The 15,484-nt window shown below is 65.0% G+C and carries 14 protein-coding genes; 4 read left to right on the top strand and 10 right to left on the bottom strand.

Annotated features, from left to right (window positions below; genetic code table 11):
* Positions 1–95 precede the first annotated feature (95 nt).
* Positions 96–1,505, top strand: coding sequence for an NAD(P)/FAD-dependent oxidoreductase (locus H292_RS0124990; protein WP_020113204.1), 1,410 nt, complete (start codon positions 96–98; stop codon positions 1,503–1,505).
* A gap of 28 nt (positions 1,506–1,533) precedes the next feature.
* Here H292_RS0124990 and H292_RS0124985 read toward each other — a convergent pair whose 3' ends face one another.
* From H292_RS0124985 to H292_RS0124945, 9 genes are all read right to left on the bottom strand, one after another.
* Positions 1,534–1,917 carry an ArsR/SmtB family transcription factor gene (locus H292_RS0124985; protein WP_020113203.1) on the bottom strand — a complete coding sequence of 128 codons (384 nt, stop codon included), beginning with the start codon at positions 1,915–1,917 and terminating at the stop codon, positions 1,534–1,536.
* Positions 1,914–2,591: an urease accessory protein UreD gene (locus H292_RS0124980; RefSeq protein WP_020113202.1), complete on the bottom strand. Its 678-nt coding sequence runs from the start codon at positions 2,589–2,591 to the stop codon at positions 1,914–1,916. The genes H292_RS0124985 and H292_RS0124980 overlap by 4 nt, the downstream gene beginning before the upstream one ends.
* Positions 2,581–3,273 (bottom strand): urease accessory protein UreG, encoded by a 693-nt coding sequence (gene ureG, locus H292_RS0124975; RefSeq protein WP_020113201.1) that lies wholly within the window; start codon positions 3,271–3,273, stop codon positions 2,581–2,583. Before ureG ends, H292_RS0124980 begins: the two co-directional genes overlap by 11 nt.
* Before the next feature lie 63 nt (positions 3,274–3,336).
* Complete coding sequence (locus H292_RS0124970; RefSeq protein WP_033188863.1) at positions 3,337–3,966, bottom strand: urease accessory protein UreF; 630 nt, start codon at positions 3,964–3,966, stop codon at positions 3,337–3,339.
* Positions 3,967–3,989: 23 nt separating this feature from the next.
* Positions 3,990–5,711: an urease subunit alpha gene (locus H292_RS0124965; RefSeq protein WP_020113199.1), complete on the bottom strand. Its 1,722-nt coding sequence runs from the start codon at positions 5,709–5,711 to the stop codon at positions 3,990–3,992.
* On the bottom strand, positions 5,711–6,343 hold the full coding sequence (locus tag H292_RS27520; protein ID WP_020113198.1) for an urease subunit gamma: 633 nt from the start codon (positions 6,341–6,343) through the stop codon (positions 5,711–5,713). The genes H292_RS0124965 and H292_RS27520 overlap by 1 nt, the downstream gene beginning before the upstream one ends.
* Before the next feature lie 95 nt (positions 6,344–6,438).
* Positions 6,439–7,737 carry a DUF6986 family protein gene (locus H292_RS0124955; RefSeq protein WP_020113197.1) on the bottom strand — a complete coding sequence of 433 codons (1,299 nt, stop codon included), beginning with the start codon at positions 7,735–7,737 and terminating at the stop codon, positions 6,439–6,441.
* Positions 7,738–7,785: 48 nt separating this feature from the next.
* Positions 7,786–8,247, bottom strand: a complete 462-nt coding sequence (locus H292_RS0124950; protein WP_020113196.1) for a PaaI family thioesterase — start codon at positions 8,245–8,247, stop codon at positions 7,786–7,788.
* A 210-nt stretch (positions 8,248–8,457) separates the two neighbouring features.
* Complete coding sequence (locus tag H292_RS0124945; RefSeq protein WP_230594196.1) at positions 8,458–9,174, bottom strand: hypothetical protein; 717 nt, start codon at positions 9,172–9,174, stop codon at positions 8,458–8,460.
* Positions 9,175–9,420: 246 nt separating this feature from the next.
* On the opposite strand from H292_RS0124945, the gene H292_RS0124940 reads away from it, so the two are divergent.
* The 3 genes from H292_RS0124940 (at position 9,421) to H292_RS0124930 (ending at position 12,868) form a co-directional block, all read left to right on the top strand.
* Entirely contained in the window at positions 9,421–10,896 is a 1,476-nt protein-coding gene (locus H292_RS0124940; RefSeq protein WP_020113195.1) for an iron chelate uptake ABC transporter family permease subunit, read from the top strand.
* A gap of 119 nt (positions 10,897–11,015) precedes the next feature.
* Entirely contained in the window at positions 11,016–12,011 is a 996-nt protein-coding gene (locus H292_RS0124935) for a FecCD family ABC transporter permease (RefSeq protein ID WP_230594197.1), read from the top strand.
* On the top strand, positions 12,008–12,868 hold the full coding sequence (locus H292_RS0124930) for an ABC transporter ATP-binding protein (protein WP_020113193.1): 861 nt from the start codon (positions 12,008–12,010) through the stop codon (positions 12,866–12,868). The genes H292_RS0124935 and H292_RS0124930 overlap by 4 nt, the downstream gene beginning before the upstream one ends.
* On the opposite strand, the gene H292_RS0124925 is transcribed toward H292_RS0124930, so the two are convergent.
* Positions 12,865–15,405 (bottom strand): bifunctional lysylphosphatidylglycerol flippase/synthetase MprF, encoded by a 2,541-nt coding sequence (locus tag H292_RS0124925; protein ID WP_442978583.1) that lies wholly within the window; start codon positions 15,403–15,405, stop codon positions 12,865–12,867. The two genes, H292_RS0124930 and H292_RS0124925, sit on opposite strands and share 4 nt — an antisense overlap.
* Positions 15,406–15,484 lie beyond the last annotated feature (79 nt).

Raw genomic sequence — 15,484 nt, 5'->3', positions numbered from 1 at the left:
GGGCGTGACGAGCCGCCGCATGGGAACCTTGCCGAGACGCCCTGATCGGCGGCGACTACCGTTGCAGCTACATCTAATTTTCAAGGGAGCAGGTAATGAGCATCCAACCGGTCGAATCGAAGCGCCATCACGTCGTTGTCATCGGTTCCGGGTTCGGCGGTCTCTTCGGCGTCAAGGCACTCAAGAAGGCCGACGTCGACATCACCCTCGTGGCCAAGACCACGCACCACCTCTTCCAGCCACTGCTCTATCAGGTCGCGACGGGCATTCTCTCGGTCGGTGAGATCGCTCCCACGACCCGAGTCATCCTGCGCAAGCAGAAGAACGCCGAAGTACTCATGGGTGAAGTCCTCGACATCGATCTGTCGGCGAAGACAGTGACGTCCAAGCTCCTCGAGCGCGTGACGGTGACGCACTTCGACAGCCTGATCGTCGCAGCGGGCGCGCAGCAGTCCTACTTCGGCAACGATCACTTCGCCGAGTTCGCGCCGGGCATGAAGACCATCGACGACGCTCTCGAGCTCCGCGGCCGCATCCTGGGCGCATTCGAGCAGGCCGAACTGTCCAACGACCAAGAAGAACGCGACCGACTGATGACGTTCGTCGTCGTCGGCGCCGGACCGACCGGAGTCGAACTGGCAGGCCAGATCGCCGAGCTCGCAGATCGCACGCTGGACGGGGCGTTCCGCAACATCGACCCCCGCGACGCTCGCGTGATCCTTCTCGACGCGGCCCCCGCTGTGCTCCCACCGATGGGCGAGAAACTGGGCAAGAAGGCCGCGGACCGGCTCGAGAAGCTCGGCGTGGAGATTCAGCTCAACGCGATGGTCACCGACGTCGACAACGACGGACTCACCGTCAAGGAGAAGGACGGCACGACGCGCCGCATCGAAGCACAGTGCAAGGTGTGGTCCGCCGGCGTCCAGGGAAGCGCGCTCGGCAAGCAGCTCGCCGACCAGTCGGAGTCCGAGACCGACCGTGCAGGCCGCGTCATCGTGGAGCCGGACCTCACGGTCAAGGGCCACCCGAACGTGTTCGTCGTCGGTGACTTGATGTCGGTCAAGGATGTTCCCGGAATGGCGCAGGGCGCGATCCAGGGTGCGAACTACGCGGCCAAGCAGATCAAGGCGTCGCTCAAAGGCGAGGATCCGAGTCAGCGTCAGCCCTTCAAGTACTTCGACAAGGGTTCGATGGCCACCGTCTCGCGCTTCAACGCGGTCGCCAAGGTCGGCAAGCTCGAGTTCGGCGGTTTCATCGCGTGGGTCATGTGGCTCGCGCTGCACCTGTACTACCTCGTCGGGTACCGCAGTCGCATCACCACCGTCATCTCCTGGTTCGTGACCTTCCTCGGACGCGGACGCGCACAGATGGCGTCGACCGAACAGCAGGTCTTCGCGAGGTTGGCCATCGAACAACTCAATTCGATCGAAGCGTCGGAAAGTCCGGGCGACAGCGAGTCGGGTCGCAAGGCCAGGGCGGAACAAGAACAGAAAGCAGCCGGCTGACCCCGTCTGCAGTCACTCCTCCTCGGCGTCACTCGTGCACATGATGTGCATGGGTGGCGCCAAGTTCGTGAAGCATGCGATGAACGGTGTCGTCGTCGAGCCGGTACGTCATCCTCTTGCCGTCCCGCTGCACTGCAACCCACCCCTCGTTCCTGAGCAGGCGCAGCGCGTGCGAGACCGAGGTCGACGTCATCGACAGGGCAAGCGCCAAGTCGGTGACGCAAATTCCCGGCGCGCGGTGCATACAGAGCAGAATGCGCAACCGCGTCGGATCACCCAATAGATCGAACCGCTGCACCCAATCGTCCAGATTGTGTACCGCGTCCACCGCGGCGCGCGCTTGCTCCACGTGCTCGGGTTCGAACGGGGCAGCGCCGGGCGACTGCGCGTTGCGCACATCTCCGTCCGTCATGTGGGCAACGCTAGCGTGTCTATTCTGCTGCCGGTTGCGGTGGAGAGGCTGCCGCCGGCCGCCAGTGGCATCCGAACCCACGATCGTCCGGCTTCCACAGTGCGATCGTCTGGGAAACGGATGGTGCTCGACATCGCCATCGGTGCGGAGATGACGTCGTGTCCCGATGTGCCGACGCCGAGTTCCACACGGTGCCGCAAGTGCGGGCGGACTCGGCCCCCGCCGCAGTCGACATCCGAGAAGACTGTGCCGTACCAGGAACCTGCACGCTCCCCGGCCCGGCCGATCTGTATGCGCTCACGGATGTGGATCGCCCCCGAGTCCGAGAAGCGAACGTCGGTGCGCGAGTGGTGCCGCGCGTCGGCCGCAACGATCATGGGTTCCGGGTCGAACAACAGCCTGCCACCGTCCTCGACGTGGAACGACCACCACGAATGCGACTCGGTAGTCGCGGCGCTCGGCAATGCCAGGGTCGCCGCGACACTGTGGACTGCCAGGCTGGCACCTTTTCCCACCTCGACGCGGATTCGCATCTCGTCGCCGCCCAGAGGTGTTGCGGCCGTGCCGATCATGTGTACGGTGTCCGGACCGGTCAAGCGCCCGGACAGTCCGCCGGACGAGATGATCCGCGGACTGCGCTCGGCACTGGCGACGATGACGAGCTCAGTGCGCATCGGCCGCGGCCGTCTCCTTCAGCCGCGCCCGGACCCATTCGAGCACTGTCGATGCCGACGGGTCGTCCGTCAGGGAGATCATCGCGGTCGGTCGGCCCTCGCGTACCTTTTCCGCATCACCTCGCATGACCTCCAGATCGGCACCCACGTACGGCGCCAGGTCGGTCTTGTTGATCACCAGGAGATCCGAGAAGGTAACGCCGGGACCACCTTTACGCGGTACCTTGTCGCCGCCGGCAACGTCGACGACGAAGATCTGGACGTCGATGAGACCGGACGAGAAGGTTGCCGTCAGGTTGTCACCGCCGGACTCGACCAGAATCAGATCGAGTGGTGGGTTCTCGTCGACGAGGTCGTCGATGGCATCGAGGTTCGCCGTGATGTCGTCGCGAATCGCGGTGTGCGGGCATCCGCCGGTCTGAACCGCAGTGATTCTCTCGTCGGGTAGGACGGCGTGCCGACGGAGGAAGTCGGCATCCTCGGTCGTGTAGATGTCGTTCGTCAGCACTCCGAGCGACAGTTCGTCGCGCAGTTCGCGGCACAGCGCAGCGACCAGAGCGGTCTTACCGGATCCCACCGGACCGCCGATACCGATGCGGAGTGCTTCGCCGGGGACTCGAGTGCGCTTCGGTCGGTCGAGGCTGTGGTCGTGCGGCTCGCCGTCGATGAGATGCGGAGGCATTGTGTTTCGGCCTTTCGTGACTCGGTGATGCAGATGATGTCGTTCGAATGAACGGGTCGGTCTTCAGGATACGAACAGCGGCCGCTCGCGCGCCGCGTGGTTCTCCGCCAGCACGTCGAGCAGCGGGTCGGACAGATCCACCAAGGTGGGCAGCAAGGCGCACACCTCGTCCGCCACCTCATCGCAGGTGCGAGCGAGCCGCAACGTGCATGCCGCGACGTCCGACGGATCGAGGGCGAGCAGTCGCTGTGCTGCGATCGCGGACCCGGTCATCGTGGTGTACACCTGCACCGACGCGATGGCCTGGCCCGGCAGTGTCGCAGCGCGACCGACGAGACCGGCGACGACGGCCAGGTGGGGTCGACGCGGTACCGACTCCCACTGCTGATGCGGCCAACTCGCACGGGCGAGCCTGAGCAATCCTCTCCCCTGTGCCCGCGACGCGGCCCGCGCAGCCGGCGACGGAATACGTGCGTCGCATTCGTCCTCGGCGACGTCCACGTCGAGAACCGACTCACATACCGCGGCTGCGAGGGACGCCGTCACCGCACCGCTGGTCCTGAGTCGACGGATCAGAAAAGCTTCCACGGTGTCGATGTCCCGCACGAGCCCTTGTTCGATGGCTTCTTCGATGCCGCCCGAGTGGACGTGACCACCGGTAGGCAACCGTGAATCCGCCAGCGACATGATCATGGAGATTTCGTGCACGACCGCGCTCAAAAGAGAAAGTACCTCTGCGCCATCGGAAGTTCGGTAGCAGGCTGCTCGGTCCAGACGTCGCCGTCGATCTTCACGGTGAACGAATCGGGATCGACCTCGATGCGGGGCTGCGCGTCGTTGAGCGGCATGTCGGCCTTGCCCACCGCCCGAACGTTCCCGACCGCAACCAGCCGTCTGTCGCAGTCGAGTCGATTCGCCAAACCGTCCTCGATCGCCTGAGGGGCGACGAAGTGCACCGATGTGGCTGCTGCGGCCTTGGGTGATGCGCCGAACATCGGTCTGGGCAGCTCCGGCTGAGGGGTAGGGATCGACGCATTCGCGTCCCCCATCTGCGCCCATGCGATCATCCCGCCCTTGATCACCGCGTGCGGCCGGACACCGAAGAACGCCGGATCCCACAGCACGAGGTCGGCCAGCTTGCCTGGTTCGATGGAACCGACCTCGGCGTCGAGACCGTGCGCGACGGCAGGGCAGATCGTGTATTTCGCGATGTAGCGCTGCACACGATTGTTGTCCGCGCGGGTGTCCCCGGGGAGGAACCCCCGTCGTTTCTTCATCACGTGGGCCGTCTGCCAGGTGCGCAACACGACCTCCCCGATCCTGCCCATGGCCTGTGCGTCGCTGCCGATCATGGAGATTGCTCCGATGTCGTGCAGCAAGTCCTCGGCGGCGATGGTGGACGGCCGAATTCGGCTCTCGGCGAAGGCGAGATCCTCCGGGATGGACGGACTGAGGTGGTGACACACCATCAGCATGTCGAGATGTTCGTCGAGCGTGTTGACCGTGTGCGGCCGAGTGGGATTGGTCGAACTCGGCAGCACGTGCCCGTACGACGCGACGGTGATGATGTCGGGTGCGTGCCCACCTCCCGCACCTTCGGTGTGGTACGCGTGAATGCCGCGACCCGCGATCGCATCCAGGGTGGTCTCGACGAACCCGGCTTCGTTGAGTGTGTCCGAGTGCAGAGCGGCCTGCACGCCTGCGTCCTCGCACACACGAAGGCACGCGTCGATGGCAGCGGGAGTGGAGCCCCAGTCCTCGTGAAGTTTGAAACCCGATGCGCCGGCGCGCAGCTGCTCCCACATCGCTTCGGTGCTGACGGTGTTGCCCTTGCCGAGCAGGACGATGTTCATCGGCCAGCCGTCGAGTGCTTCCAACATTCTCGACAAGTGCCAGGCACCCGGGGTGACGGTTGTAGCTTTGCTGCCCTCGGCAGGTCCGGTTCCTCCGCCGATCACGGTGGTGATTCCGCCCGCCAACGCTTCGTCCATGATCTGCGGGCAGATGAAATGCACGTGGCAGTCGATTCCACCGGCCGTGACGATCTTGCCGTTGCCTGCGATGATCTCGGTCGACGGACCGATGACGAGGTCCGGATGGACACCGGTCATCGTGTCGGGGTTGCCGGCCTTGCCGAGCGCGACGATCCGCCCATCGCGAATACCGATGTCCGCCTTGATTATTCCCCAGTAGTCGACGACGACGACTCCCGTGATGACGGTATCGGGGGCTCCGTCGGCCCGCGTTGCGCGCGACTGCCCCATCGACTCGCGGATCACCTTCCCGCCGCCGAAGACTGCTTCTTCCCCGGCCAGTCCTGGACCACCACTTCGGTCCTCGGTCACTTCGATCAGAAGGTCAGTGTCCGCCAACCGGATTCGATCACCTGTGGTGGGGCCGAACAACTGCGCGTATCGAGAACGACTGAGCTGGGCCATCAGGCATCGAGCTTTCCGGGAGGATTCGAACTCAGTCCGTACACTTCTCGGCTTCCGCCGAGAGGAACGAGTGAGACTGTCATGGTGATGCCGGGCTCGAACCGCACCGCAGTGCCGGCGGGAATGCCCAGCCGTCGTCCGTGCGCCTGCGCGCGATCGTACGACAGCGCCTCGTTCGCCTGGGGAAAATGGACGTGGCTTCCCACCTGCACCGGACGATCACCGGTGTTGACCACCTCGAGCGTCACGAGGTCAGCACCCTCGTTCAGTTCGATGACGCCGTCCTCGGTGAGGACTTCACCTGGAATCAGATGCCCGTCACCCCGTTTCGGAGAAATGGGTTCATGGACGGTGATCAATTTGGTGCCGTCGGGGAACGTCGCTTCGACCTGAACCTCGGGAAGTAGTTCGGGAACTCCGCTGATGACGTCGTCGGCCGACAGGACCTCGCGTCCCGATGCCATGAGCTCGGCAACGGATTTTCCGTCGCGTGCGCCCTCGAGAAGGTGATCGGTGATGAGCGCGACTGCTTCCGGGTGATTGAGCAGCCGACCTCGACTACGACGCCTACGTGCCAATTCAGCTGCGTAACTGAGGAGCAGCCGGTCCTGCTCGTGCGGAGTCAGCCGCATTCGATCTCCATCCGTAACCCGTCCTGCCCGACGCAGGCAGTACCGGACATTCTGGCACGTGTGCTCGTTTGCGGCAGGGTACGGCCGGCCGACCGCTACGACTGGGCCGAAGGCCCGCCGACGGTACGAGCCAGCAGTCCGTGCAGAACGTCCCGAGTGACGAGAGGTGACAGCGACTCGAGCTCGGCGGCGTCGACCGCCCCGCAATCCAGACCGCGAACGAGGACCGCGGCCAGTGCCTGAGCGGTGGCAGGCTCGTCCATCATGCCGCCCGACGTCGTGTCGAGGTACGCCGCAACCCGCGACGCGGCCGTCGGCATCGCCGACCGGAAGAACGACAACGTCGCAGTCCATCGCGTCGCGAGGTGGGTCGGGTGCATGTCCCACCCTTGATAGAAGCCGCGCTCGAGGGATCGGGTGACCAGGCCGGCGTGGCGCCGGATGGCGCTGTCGACCTCGGCCGGTGTCCCACTCGGAACCACCTGCGTCGAGCCGTCGCTCACCCAGATCCCCGTTTGTGCCGTGGCTGCCAGCATCACCGCCTTCGCGTGGTCCGCCACCGGATGTTCGAGGGATTGCTGAGCGGACGTGATTCCGCACGCCGCGCTGTAGTCGTACGTCCCGTAGTGGAGTGAGGTGCACCGACCGTCCGCGCGTCCCAGGGCACGCGCGAGTGTTGCGGTCCCGTCGCTGCCGACGACGGCCTGAGGACTCTCGATCTGAAGCTCGAATCGAAGCGCTCGGTCCGGAAGTCCATGCGCTCGCTCGATCTCCTCGCACAGAGCGACAACTGCGTCGACCTGCTCGGCAGCTCGTAGTTTGGGCACCGTGAACACGAATCCCGACGGCACTCCCCCGGCTCCGTCGAGAACCAGCTCCAGAGTCCTGATACCCCGGCGGCGTTCGTGCGGTGCCAGTCCCTTGGGGCGGATTCCGCACCACTGCGGGCCCGAGGAGTCGGCAGCCAGGGATGCGAGAATGCGTCCCGCCTCGCGGGCGTGTGCGTCCTCGGTCTCGTCCGCGCGCCAGCCGTAGCCGTCCTCGAAGTCGATGCGCAGATCTTGAATCGGGCGCGTCGCCAACGCTTCTCGAACGCGCGGCAGCACACCGACCGAGTCGATCGAATCGAACACCTTCTGGTTCTCGTCGATCAGGCTCAGCGCCTGCTGTCCCCACCTTGCCGGAATGTCCACCCCGGCCGCAGATGCGGCTACGTAGATCGTGTGGATGGGCTGCCCACCGATCCGGTCACCGGGGAAATCTGCGGCGAGAGCGTCGTCGACGGGACCGAGAATCGACTCGATGCGGTCGAGCGCAGCGTCGGACAAGCGTGCTTCCTGCCGCGCGGACTCGTTCTGGTCGTCGGGTGATCCGGAGATGGGTGCGTTGCTCACCGTGTCAGTGTCCCAGAACGCTTACCGATGGTGCGGCTCGTCCGGTCTTCACTCGGTGGTTCCGTGGCCGAGCGCTGCGGTGTCGGTGATGTTGGCCAACCGAACCTTGCCCTGCGCGACGGCTTTTCCGGCCTCGTTGGTGATGTCCACCTGCCACAACTGCTGGGTGCGACCGCGATGGATCGGACGCGCTTCGGCGACGAGGGTTCCCTCTCTCGATGCCCGCAGGAAGTCGGTGTTGTTGTTCACGCCGACGACGTGTCCGCGCGAACCGAGCCAGACGCTCGCCCCGATACTGGCCATCGACTCCACGACGGAGCACAGGACGCCGCCGTGCATGATCCCGGCCGGCTGGTGCAGCCTCGGCGTCACGTCCCACGTTGCGCGTACGCGGTCTGCGGACACTTCGGTGTACACGAGTCCGACTGCGCCGTCGAAACCCTGCGCGCAGAGTTCCGTCATCTCCGCGGGATCGACGTTCGGGGTGATGGGGCTGTGCGTCTCGCTCATCGACTCTCCTGATTCGCCTGGCGTCGTCGCGTTCGACGCGCAGATCAGGACTACACCAGAAGGTCGAGGCAAAAATCGGCGGGCCTCACATTCGAAGAAATGTGAGGCCCGCCGTGGCAAGGACCGGGAGTCTCTGCAGCCCTCAGGACTCCGGCGCGGTCCGGTGGTTCACCCAGAACTGTAGGCTAGCCTTACCTGATTTGGCAAGGGCTAGGAGGCACGTAGTCGCGTACGTGGCCAGGGTCGGGCGCGGACCGGTGCGCCCGCGGCGACGAACGCGTCGAGCAATGCCTGCCCGCGCCGCGCACTGTCGGAAGCAAAGGTGTTCGCAAGCACCGGAATGTACGTCGAGGCACCGAGGATCGAATCGCCGACGAGGCTCCAGAACGTGGACGCGTCGAACGGTGCCCGGGCGGAGATGGACCTCAGAACTGCAGTCAGCGAGGTGATGCAACGGTGCGCGGTCCACACGAGCAGCGCTTCCTCGCACGGGAGAGTAACCGTGCCGGGTGTCGACTCGAGCGGGTCGTCCGGCAGCACGCGCAGAATCGGTGACCCCACGCCCGCCCAGTCGATACCGCCGTCGCTGTCCATGTGAATCCAGAGGTTGTCGATTCCGGGGTCCCACGCTCGCCCCTCGAGTACCACCAGCGCGGCGACGCGGCCGACGACCGCGTGCACCAGCGCCGTCGCGACCTGATGGGCCGCAGCCTCCATCGAGCCGAGATCCTCCAGCGATCTGCCGAGCATCGAGTCGACCCGGCCGTCCTCGAGTCCTGTCGCGAGGTGCCACCACCGCCGCTTGCCTTCGGTGGCCATCGCGGCGACTGCGTACATGCGCGGGTAGTCGGGATTGAGCGCCCGAAGGCGCGTGCACGACCGCGCCAGGGGGCTGCCCCCTCCGTTGTGTTCGTACGAACGGTGCACATCGGCCCAGGCATCGGACGCAGCTGTTGCAAGTGACACCGGAACACTCCTCTCGTGACGGGCGATCTTCGTTGCGTTGCTTTAGGTAGGTTAGCCTAACCAAGTGCAGATCCGACGAGAAGGCTGCGCAATGTACGACATGTCACCCCATTCGGCTTGGCTTGCCTTACCTGGACGCGCAGAATGAACAAGGGTTCCGTAACCTAACGCTTGATCCATCAACCACAGTGAGGAGTCACGAACACAGTGACGACGGCACCATTGCTGGGTTCGGGAAACACTCACCCCGCCCCGGACGACGATTTCGCCACGGAAGAGATTCCCCGCGGGCCGGCGCCATGGGCTCCGCGCATCGCCGCGGCGATCGTCGATCTCGCGATTGTGCTTCTTCCGTTGGGTATCGGATGGTCGATCGTCGACTCGCTCCGTGACGACAACGGTGGTGGTCAAGCGGACCGGTTCGTCTTCGGTGCAATTGCAGTCGCGGTTGCAGTCGGCCTCCTCCTGTGGAATCAGGGATATCGGGAAGGCAAGGACGGCCAGAGCACCGGCAAGCGCTGGACGAACCTGATCGTTCGGGATGGTGCCGATGGCAACGCGCTCGGCGTGCGCCGGGCCATGCTGCGCCAGTTCGGCATCGGGCGAAGCGGTACCGAGGTAGTTCGCGAGAAGACGGCCGCCGACGAACTGTTCGAGCCGATAGCACGCGACAATTCCGTTGCGGGCATCCGCAAACGACGCATCCTCGGCCTCGTGATCCTGGCGGTTGCTCTCGCCGCCGCGATCCTCGCGAGCATCGCGATCGGAGCGCGCCCGCTGACGTTCGCTGAAATCGGCCACGCCTTGTGGAGTTCGACGGGAACCGACACCGACATCATCGTGCGCAGTCTGCGGATACCGCGCACACTCCTCGCGCTCGTGGTGGGAATCGCGCTCGGCATCGCAGGCGCACTCATCCAGGGCCACACCCGAAACCCACTCGCCGACGCGGGTCTGCTCGGACTCAATGCCGGTGCAGCGTTCCTCGTGGTCCTGTCGATCTACCTTTTCCGCTTCAACTCGCCCAGCCAGTACCTGTGGTTCGCTTTCGCCGGCTCGGCCATCGCAAGTGTGGTGGTGTTCGGTCTGTCCTCCGCCGGAAACGGCAAAGCCAGTCCACTCAATCTCGCGCTCGCCGGCGCGGGCGTGGCGTTCTTCCTGTCCGCGATGACCAATGCCATCGTCCTGTTGGATCAGACAAGTCTCGACGGCTACCGCTTCTGGTCGGTGGGCTCGGTCGCCGGTCGAGGGCTCGACGTCCTCTGGCAGGTACTGCCGTTCCTCGTCGTCGGAGTTCTCATCGCGCTCGCCAGCACGCCCGGCCTCAACGTGATGAGTCTCGGTGAGGACGTCGCTCGCTCCCTGGGCACCAACATCGCGCTCACCCGCACAGTCGGGATCATCGCCATCACCCTGCTCACCGGTGCCGCCACCGCCGCGTGCGGTCCGATCGCCTTCATCGGCCTGGTCGTGCCGCACGTCGCGCGGGTGGTCACCGGCCCGGACTATCGATGGCTGGTTCCGTACGCCGGACTCATGGGAGGCGTCATGCTGATGATCGCCGACGTCATCGGCCGCGTCGTGGTTCGCCCCGGAGAACTGCAGGTCGGGATCGTGCTCGCCCTCTTCGGCGCTCCGTTCTTCATCGCTCTCGTTCGTCGTCGGAAGTTGGCAAGCCTGTGACCTCGTCCTTGACCAAGAACGCGTCGGCGAACGGCGCTGCCGGACCCGACGCGGTCCGTACGGTCCCGTCACGTCCGCCGTTCCGGCTCGGGCCGCTGTCTCTGGTTCGGCGTCCCCTCATGGTTCTCGTCAACCTCGTGATGCTCGCGGCGCTGTTCCTGGTCGTCTGCATCAACATCGGCCGCGGCGACTTTCCGCTGTCCATACCTCAGGTGACAGAAGTGCTGTTCGGGGGCGGTTCTCGCATCGACAGGTTCATCGTGATGGACCTTCGGCTGCCTCGTTCACTCACCGGACTTCTGGTGGGAATGGCTCTGGGCATCTCCGGCGCCGTGACCCAGTCGATCTCGCGCAACTCACTCGCCAGCCCGGACATTCTGGGCATCACCGCTGGTGCGAGCGCGGCCGCAGTAGCGCTCATCGTTCTCGGTGGCGGCGGCACGTTCGTCGGCATCCTGGCTACCGTCGGCCTTCCGCTGGCAGCGCTCGTCGGTGGTGTCCTGACTGCCGTGCTCATCTACACGCTGGCATGGAAGCGTGGCGTCGAAGGATTCCGGCTCATCCTCGTCGGTATCGCCATCAACGCGATGCTCACCGCGGCCATCGGCTGGCTGCTGATCAGTGCGGACATCAACGACGTCTCCCGCGCCCAGTTGTGGCTCAACGGGTCCTTGAACGGTGCCGACTGGAGCAAGGTCTGGCCGGTTCTGTGTGCACTGGTGCTGATCGGCGGCATCACCATCATCTCCACGTTCACACTCGGCGCCCTCCGACTCGGCGACGACAACGCCCGTTCGCTCGGTGTGCGCCTCCAGTCGGGTCAGGCCACGCTGCTCCTGGCGTCGGTGGCGCTCGCGGCCATCGCTACCGCCGCTGCCGGTCCCATCGGATTCGTGGCGTTGGCGGCACCTCAGATTGCACTGCGCATTCTGCGCACGCCCGGCCCGCCGATCATCGCGTCCGGGTTGATGGGCGGCTTGCTCGTCGTCGGCAGCGATCTGATCGCCCGCACGATCCTTCCGGTCGAGTTGCCTGTCGGAATCGTGACCTCCGCGCTCGGCGGGCCGTTCCTCCTCTACCTGCTCGTCCGCAGTAACCGAAAGGTCTCCGCATGACCACAACCGAACCCTCCCGCCTCGTCGCCGAAGATCTCACGCTCGGCTACGGAGACCGGATCATCGTCGAGAACCTCGATCTCGACGTGCACACCGGCGTGATCACCACGGTCATCGGACCCAACGGCTGCGGCAAGAGCACCCTCCTTCGCTCCCTCGGACGACTGCTGAAGCCGAAAGCGGGCAAAGTCGTACTCGACGGCAAAGCGATCTCGTCGATGCGCACGAAGGACGTCGCCCGTGTCCTCGGCATGTTGCCGCAAGCACCGACTGCGCCTGAAGGACTGACCGTCGGCGATCTGGTGTCCCGCGGCCGGCACCCGCACCAGTCCTGGGTGCGGCAGTGGTCGTCCGACGACGAGTCCGAGGTCGCCAACGCGCTCGAACTGACCGGCGTCGGAGACCTGGCGGACCGGCCGGTCGACGAGTTGTCCGGCGGTCAACGCCAGCGAGCATGGATTTCGATGGCGCTCGCGCAAGGCACCGATATCCTGCTGCTCGACGAGCCCACGACCTACCTCGACCTCGCGCATTCCGTCGAGGTTCTCGACCTGGTGGATCGTCTGCACGAGGAGATGGGCCGCACCGTCATCATGGTGCTGCACGACCTCAACCTCGCCGTACGCTACAGCGACCAGCTGATCGTCATGTCGCAGGGCAAAATCGTCGAGTCCGGAAAGCCTCAGGACATCATCTCCGAGAAACTTCTGATGGACGTGTTCGGTCTCGAGGCGAGCGTCATCGAGGACCCGGTCTCCGATCGCCCCCTGATCGTCCCCATAGGAACGCGCCACGTGTACGGAGCGGTCGGAGGTCCGACCAAGACCGCGGCTGCATCCGCCGAGCCGGACGCCTAACGTTCGATCATCGTGCGCACCAACCGGTAACCCTGGCCGAGGGACACATCCGGGAGATAGGCCCGTCCGATCGCATTGCCGATACTCGGCAACGCGGCCGGGTCGGCGAACGTCATGTGCATCGGCTCGTACCGCGGCTGGAACTTCGACTTGAAGGCCAGCAGCGACCTGAACCCGTAGACGGGTTCGAGCGTCTTGCCCAGCACGTCGAGAAGTCGATCGAGCAGCGTGTAGAAGGTGACTTCCTCATCCGACGGTGCATCCGACGCACTGCCGTCGCTCACCTTCGCGAGCGGCGCACCGGACAAGCTGAGGAATCGAACGCCCTCCTCCTTCAACATAATTGCAGCGGATGCGATCAAGAACTCCATCGTCGGTCTGAAACCTTCCGACCGCCTCCGCATGAAATCGAGAGTCCAACCGACGACGACGCCGTCCTCGTACACGGGCATCCACGACGTGATTCCGTGGACGGTCCGGTGTTCGTCGACAGCGACGAGGCAGCGCACCTCTCGATCGTCCACCTCCTCGAGACCACCGAGCGTGAACCCCATCTCGGGCATCCCCTTGTCCGCCACCCACTCCTCGGAGATCGCTGTGATCTGATCCGTGATGGCAAGCGGTGCGTCGGGGAAGCTGATCCACTCGGCCTCGATTCCCACCTTCTTCGCCCGGTTCAGCGCGGTACGGACGTCCTGAAATCTCTTGCCGGTGAAGGCCAGATCCGCGAGATCGAGGACAGTCTCCTCCCCCACCTGGATGCCGCCCCAGCCGATGCTGTCCGTGATGGCACGAACGTCCGGTGTCACCGAGTAGAAGCACGGGATCCACCCGTTCTTCGATGCGAACTCCGCGAAGTCGACCACCGCCGATCGGAGTTCCCCGCGCGGTCCCACCGGATCACCTGTAGTCAGCGCCACACCCGAGATAACCCGGTAGGCAACGAAACTGGATCCGTCGGCGGAGAACCAGTAGGAATTTCCCTTCCACAGCGTCATCCACGACAGCGCGCTCCCGGAACTGGTCGTCAGCAGGGCGCGTGCACGTTCGGCAGCGGCGCTGTCCGCGCGTGAGACAGGGGTAAGGAACGTCGAGAGCACGAACACGCACAACGACACCCAGAAGATGACCCCGGTCCATTCGAACAGCAACGTGGTGAAAATGCTGTCCGGAAGCAATCTCGGTTCGAGCCACTGCAGATACACCGGCGGCACCAGACGCTGCGGGAAGTCCGCGATCAAGCCGAGGAAGGATGCCTTCTGATCGAAACCACCGCGTCCGACGAACCCCAACAGCACGTACAGAACCCACAGGATCATCGCAGTACCCAGCACCGAGATCGTGAACTTTCGATAGGTCCCCCGCGGTGCGCGAACATCGAAGTACTTCCGTGTGAGCGCCAGAACGACGAGAATTGCCAGCGGAAGCAGAAACGGCACGACGGTGCGATACGCGGTCGGCGACTCCAGCCCGTAGAACACCGACTCGTCGTCACCTGCGTCGATGAACCGGATGGCGTAGTTCGCGACGGACACGATCAGCAACACCACTTGCGCCACCACCGCGGCACCCCACGCGAACTTACGGCCCCGTCGGAGTCCATCGGCGAGGAACAGCAGAAAGACAGAGGGCATCAACGACAGGATCGTCGGACCGACACCACCGAGTCTCAGCTCGAGGAGTCCGGTTCGGCATTCGGGGTCGGTTGCCGAATCGGCGCAGATTTCACGGACCTCTGCCGGCGTGTACGGCACTCCGCTGACGACGTCTCGCAGCACTGCGAACGGCCCGACCGCGTCCGGGCTCAGCGCAGCCAGTACGGGACCGAGCGCGCTGGCGGCGACGACCAACGCCACCAGGACGCGGCCTTCACGCTGGGTGCCCGCCAGACGCGGCCCGCGAGCCGACCGCCCGACGATCGCCGGTCCGAGCACGAGTCCGACGACCGCCGCGGCAAGTCGCACCACATCTTGAAGGTGCCCGCTGAACAGTGCCGACGTGATCAACAGAGCCAGAAGCCCGACGCGTATCCGTCGCCGCCACAACGTGTCCATGCGAGCGCTCGCCACCATCAGAACTCCGACGATCCACGTCGTCGGGCCCACTGCCGTCCCGACGTGCAACCGGAAACCCCAGTCCGCGTCGAACGTCTTCGCCAGCGCCGCGATCCCGAGGCCGAACACGGCACCGAGCACCTGGGTGCAGACGGCCGCGAGGGCGAACTTCGCCGACCCGATCCGGCGCTCGATCGGCGCGGCCGCGACGAACACCGCAACCACGAACACCACGTAACCGAAGATTCCCGGGGCGAACAGACCGGCGGTGAGTACCGTCCACAGTTTCCATTCCTCGACCGGCATGATCCCGAGAGCCAGGGCGTGGTGCACCGTGTTTCCGCCGACAACGGCTGCGATCACACCGAGCGCGAGCACCACGACGAGCAAACCCAGACTGACCGGTGCTCCCTTGATTCCGAAGCCGATCAGCGAGGCCAGCCGAACGGCCTGCCTGCTGAATCCGCGCCACGCCGCGGACAGTCGCTCTTTCCGCTTCGCCGTCCACGACGGTCCGGACGGTCCCGACGGTTCGGTCGCCTGAGCGTCGTCGATGATGTCG

Origin of the sequence: Rhodococcus sp. 114MFTsu3.1, assembly GCF_000383555.1 — a bacterium.
In the GTDB taxonomy this organism is placed as follows: domain Bacteria; phylum Actinomycetota; class Actinomycetes; order Mycobacteriales; family Mycobacteriaceae; genus Rhodococcoides; species Rhodococcoides fascians_E.
Note: the sequence above shows the minus strand (reverse complement) of the source record. Positions and strands in the feature narration are given on the sequence as shown.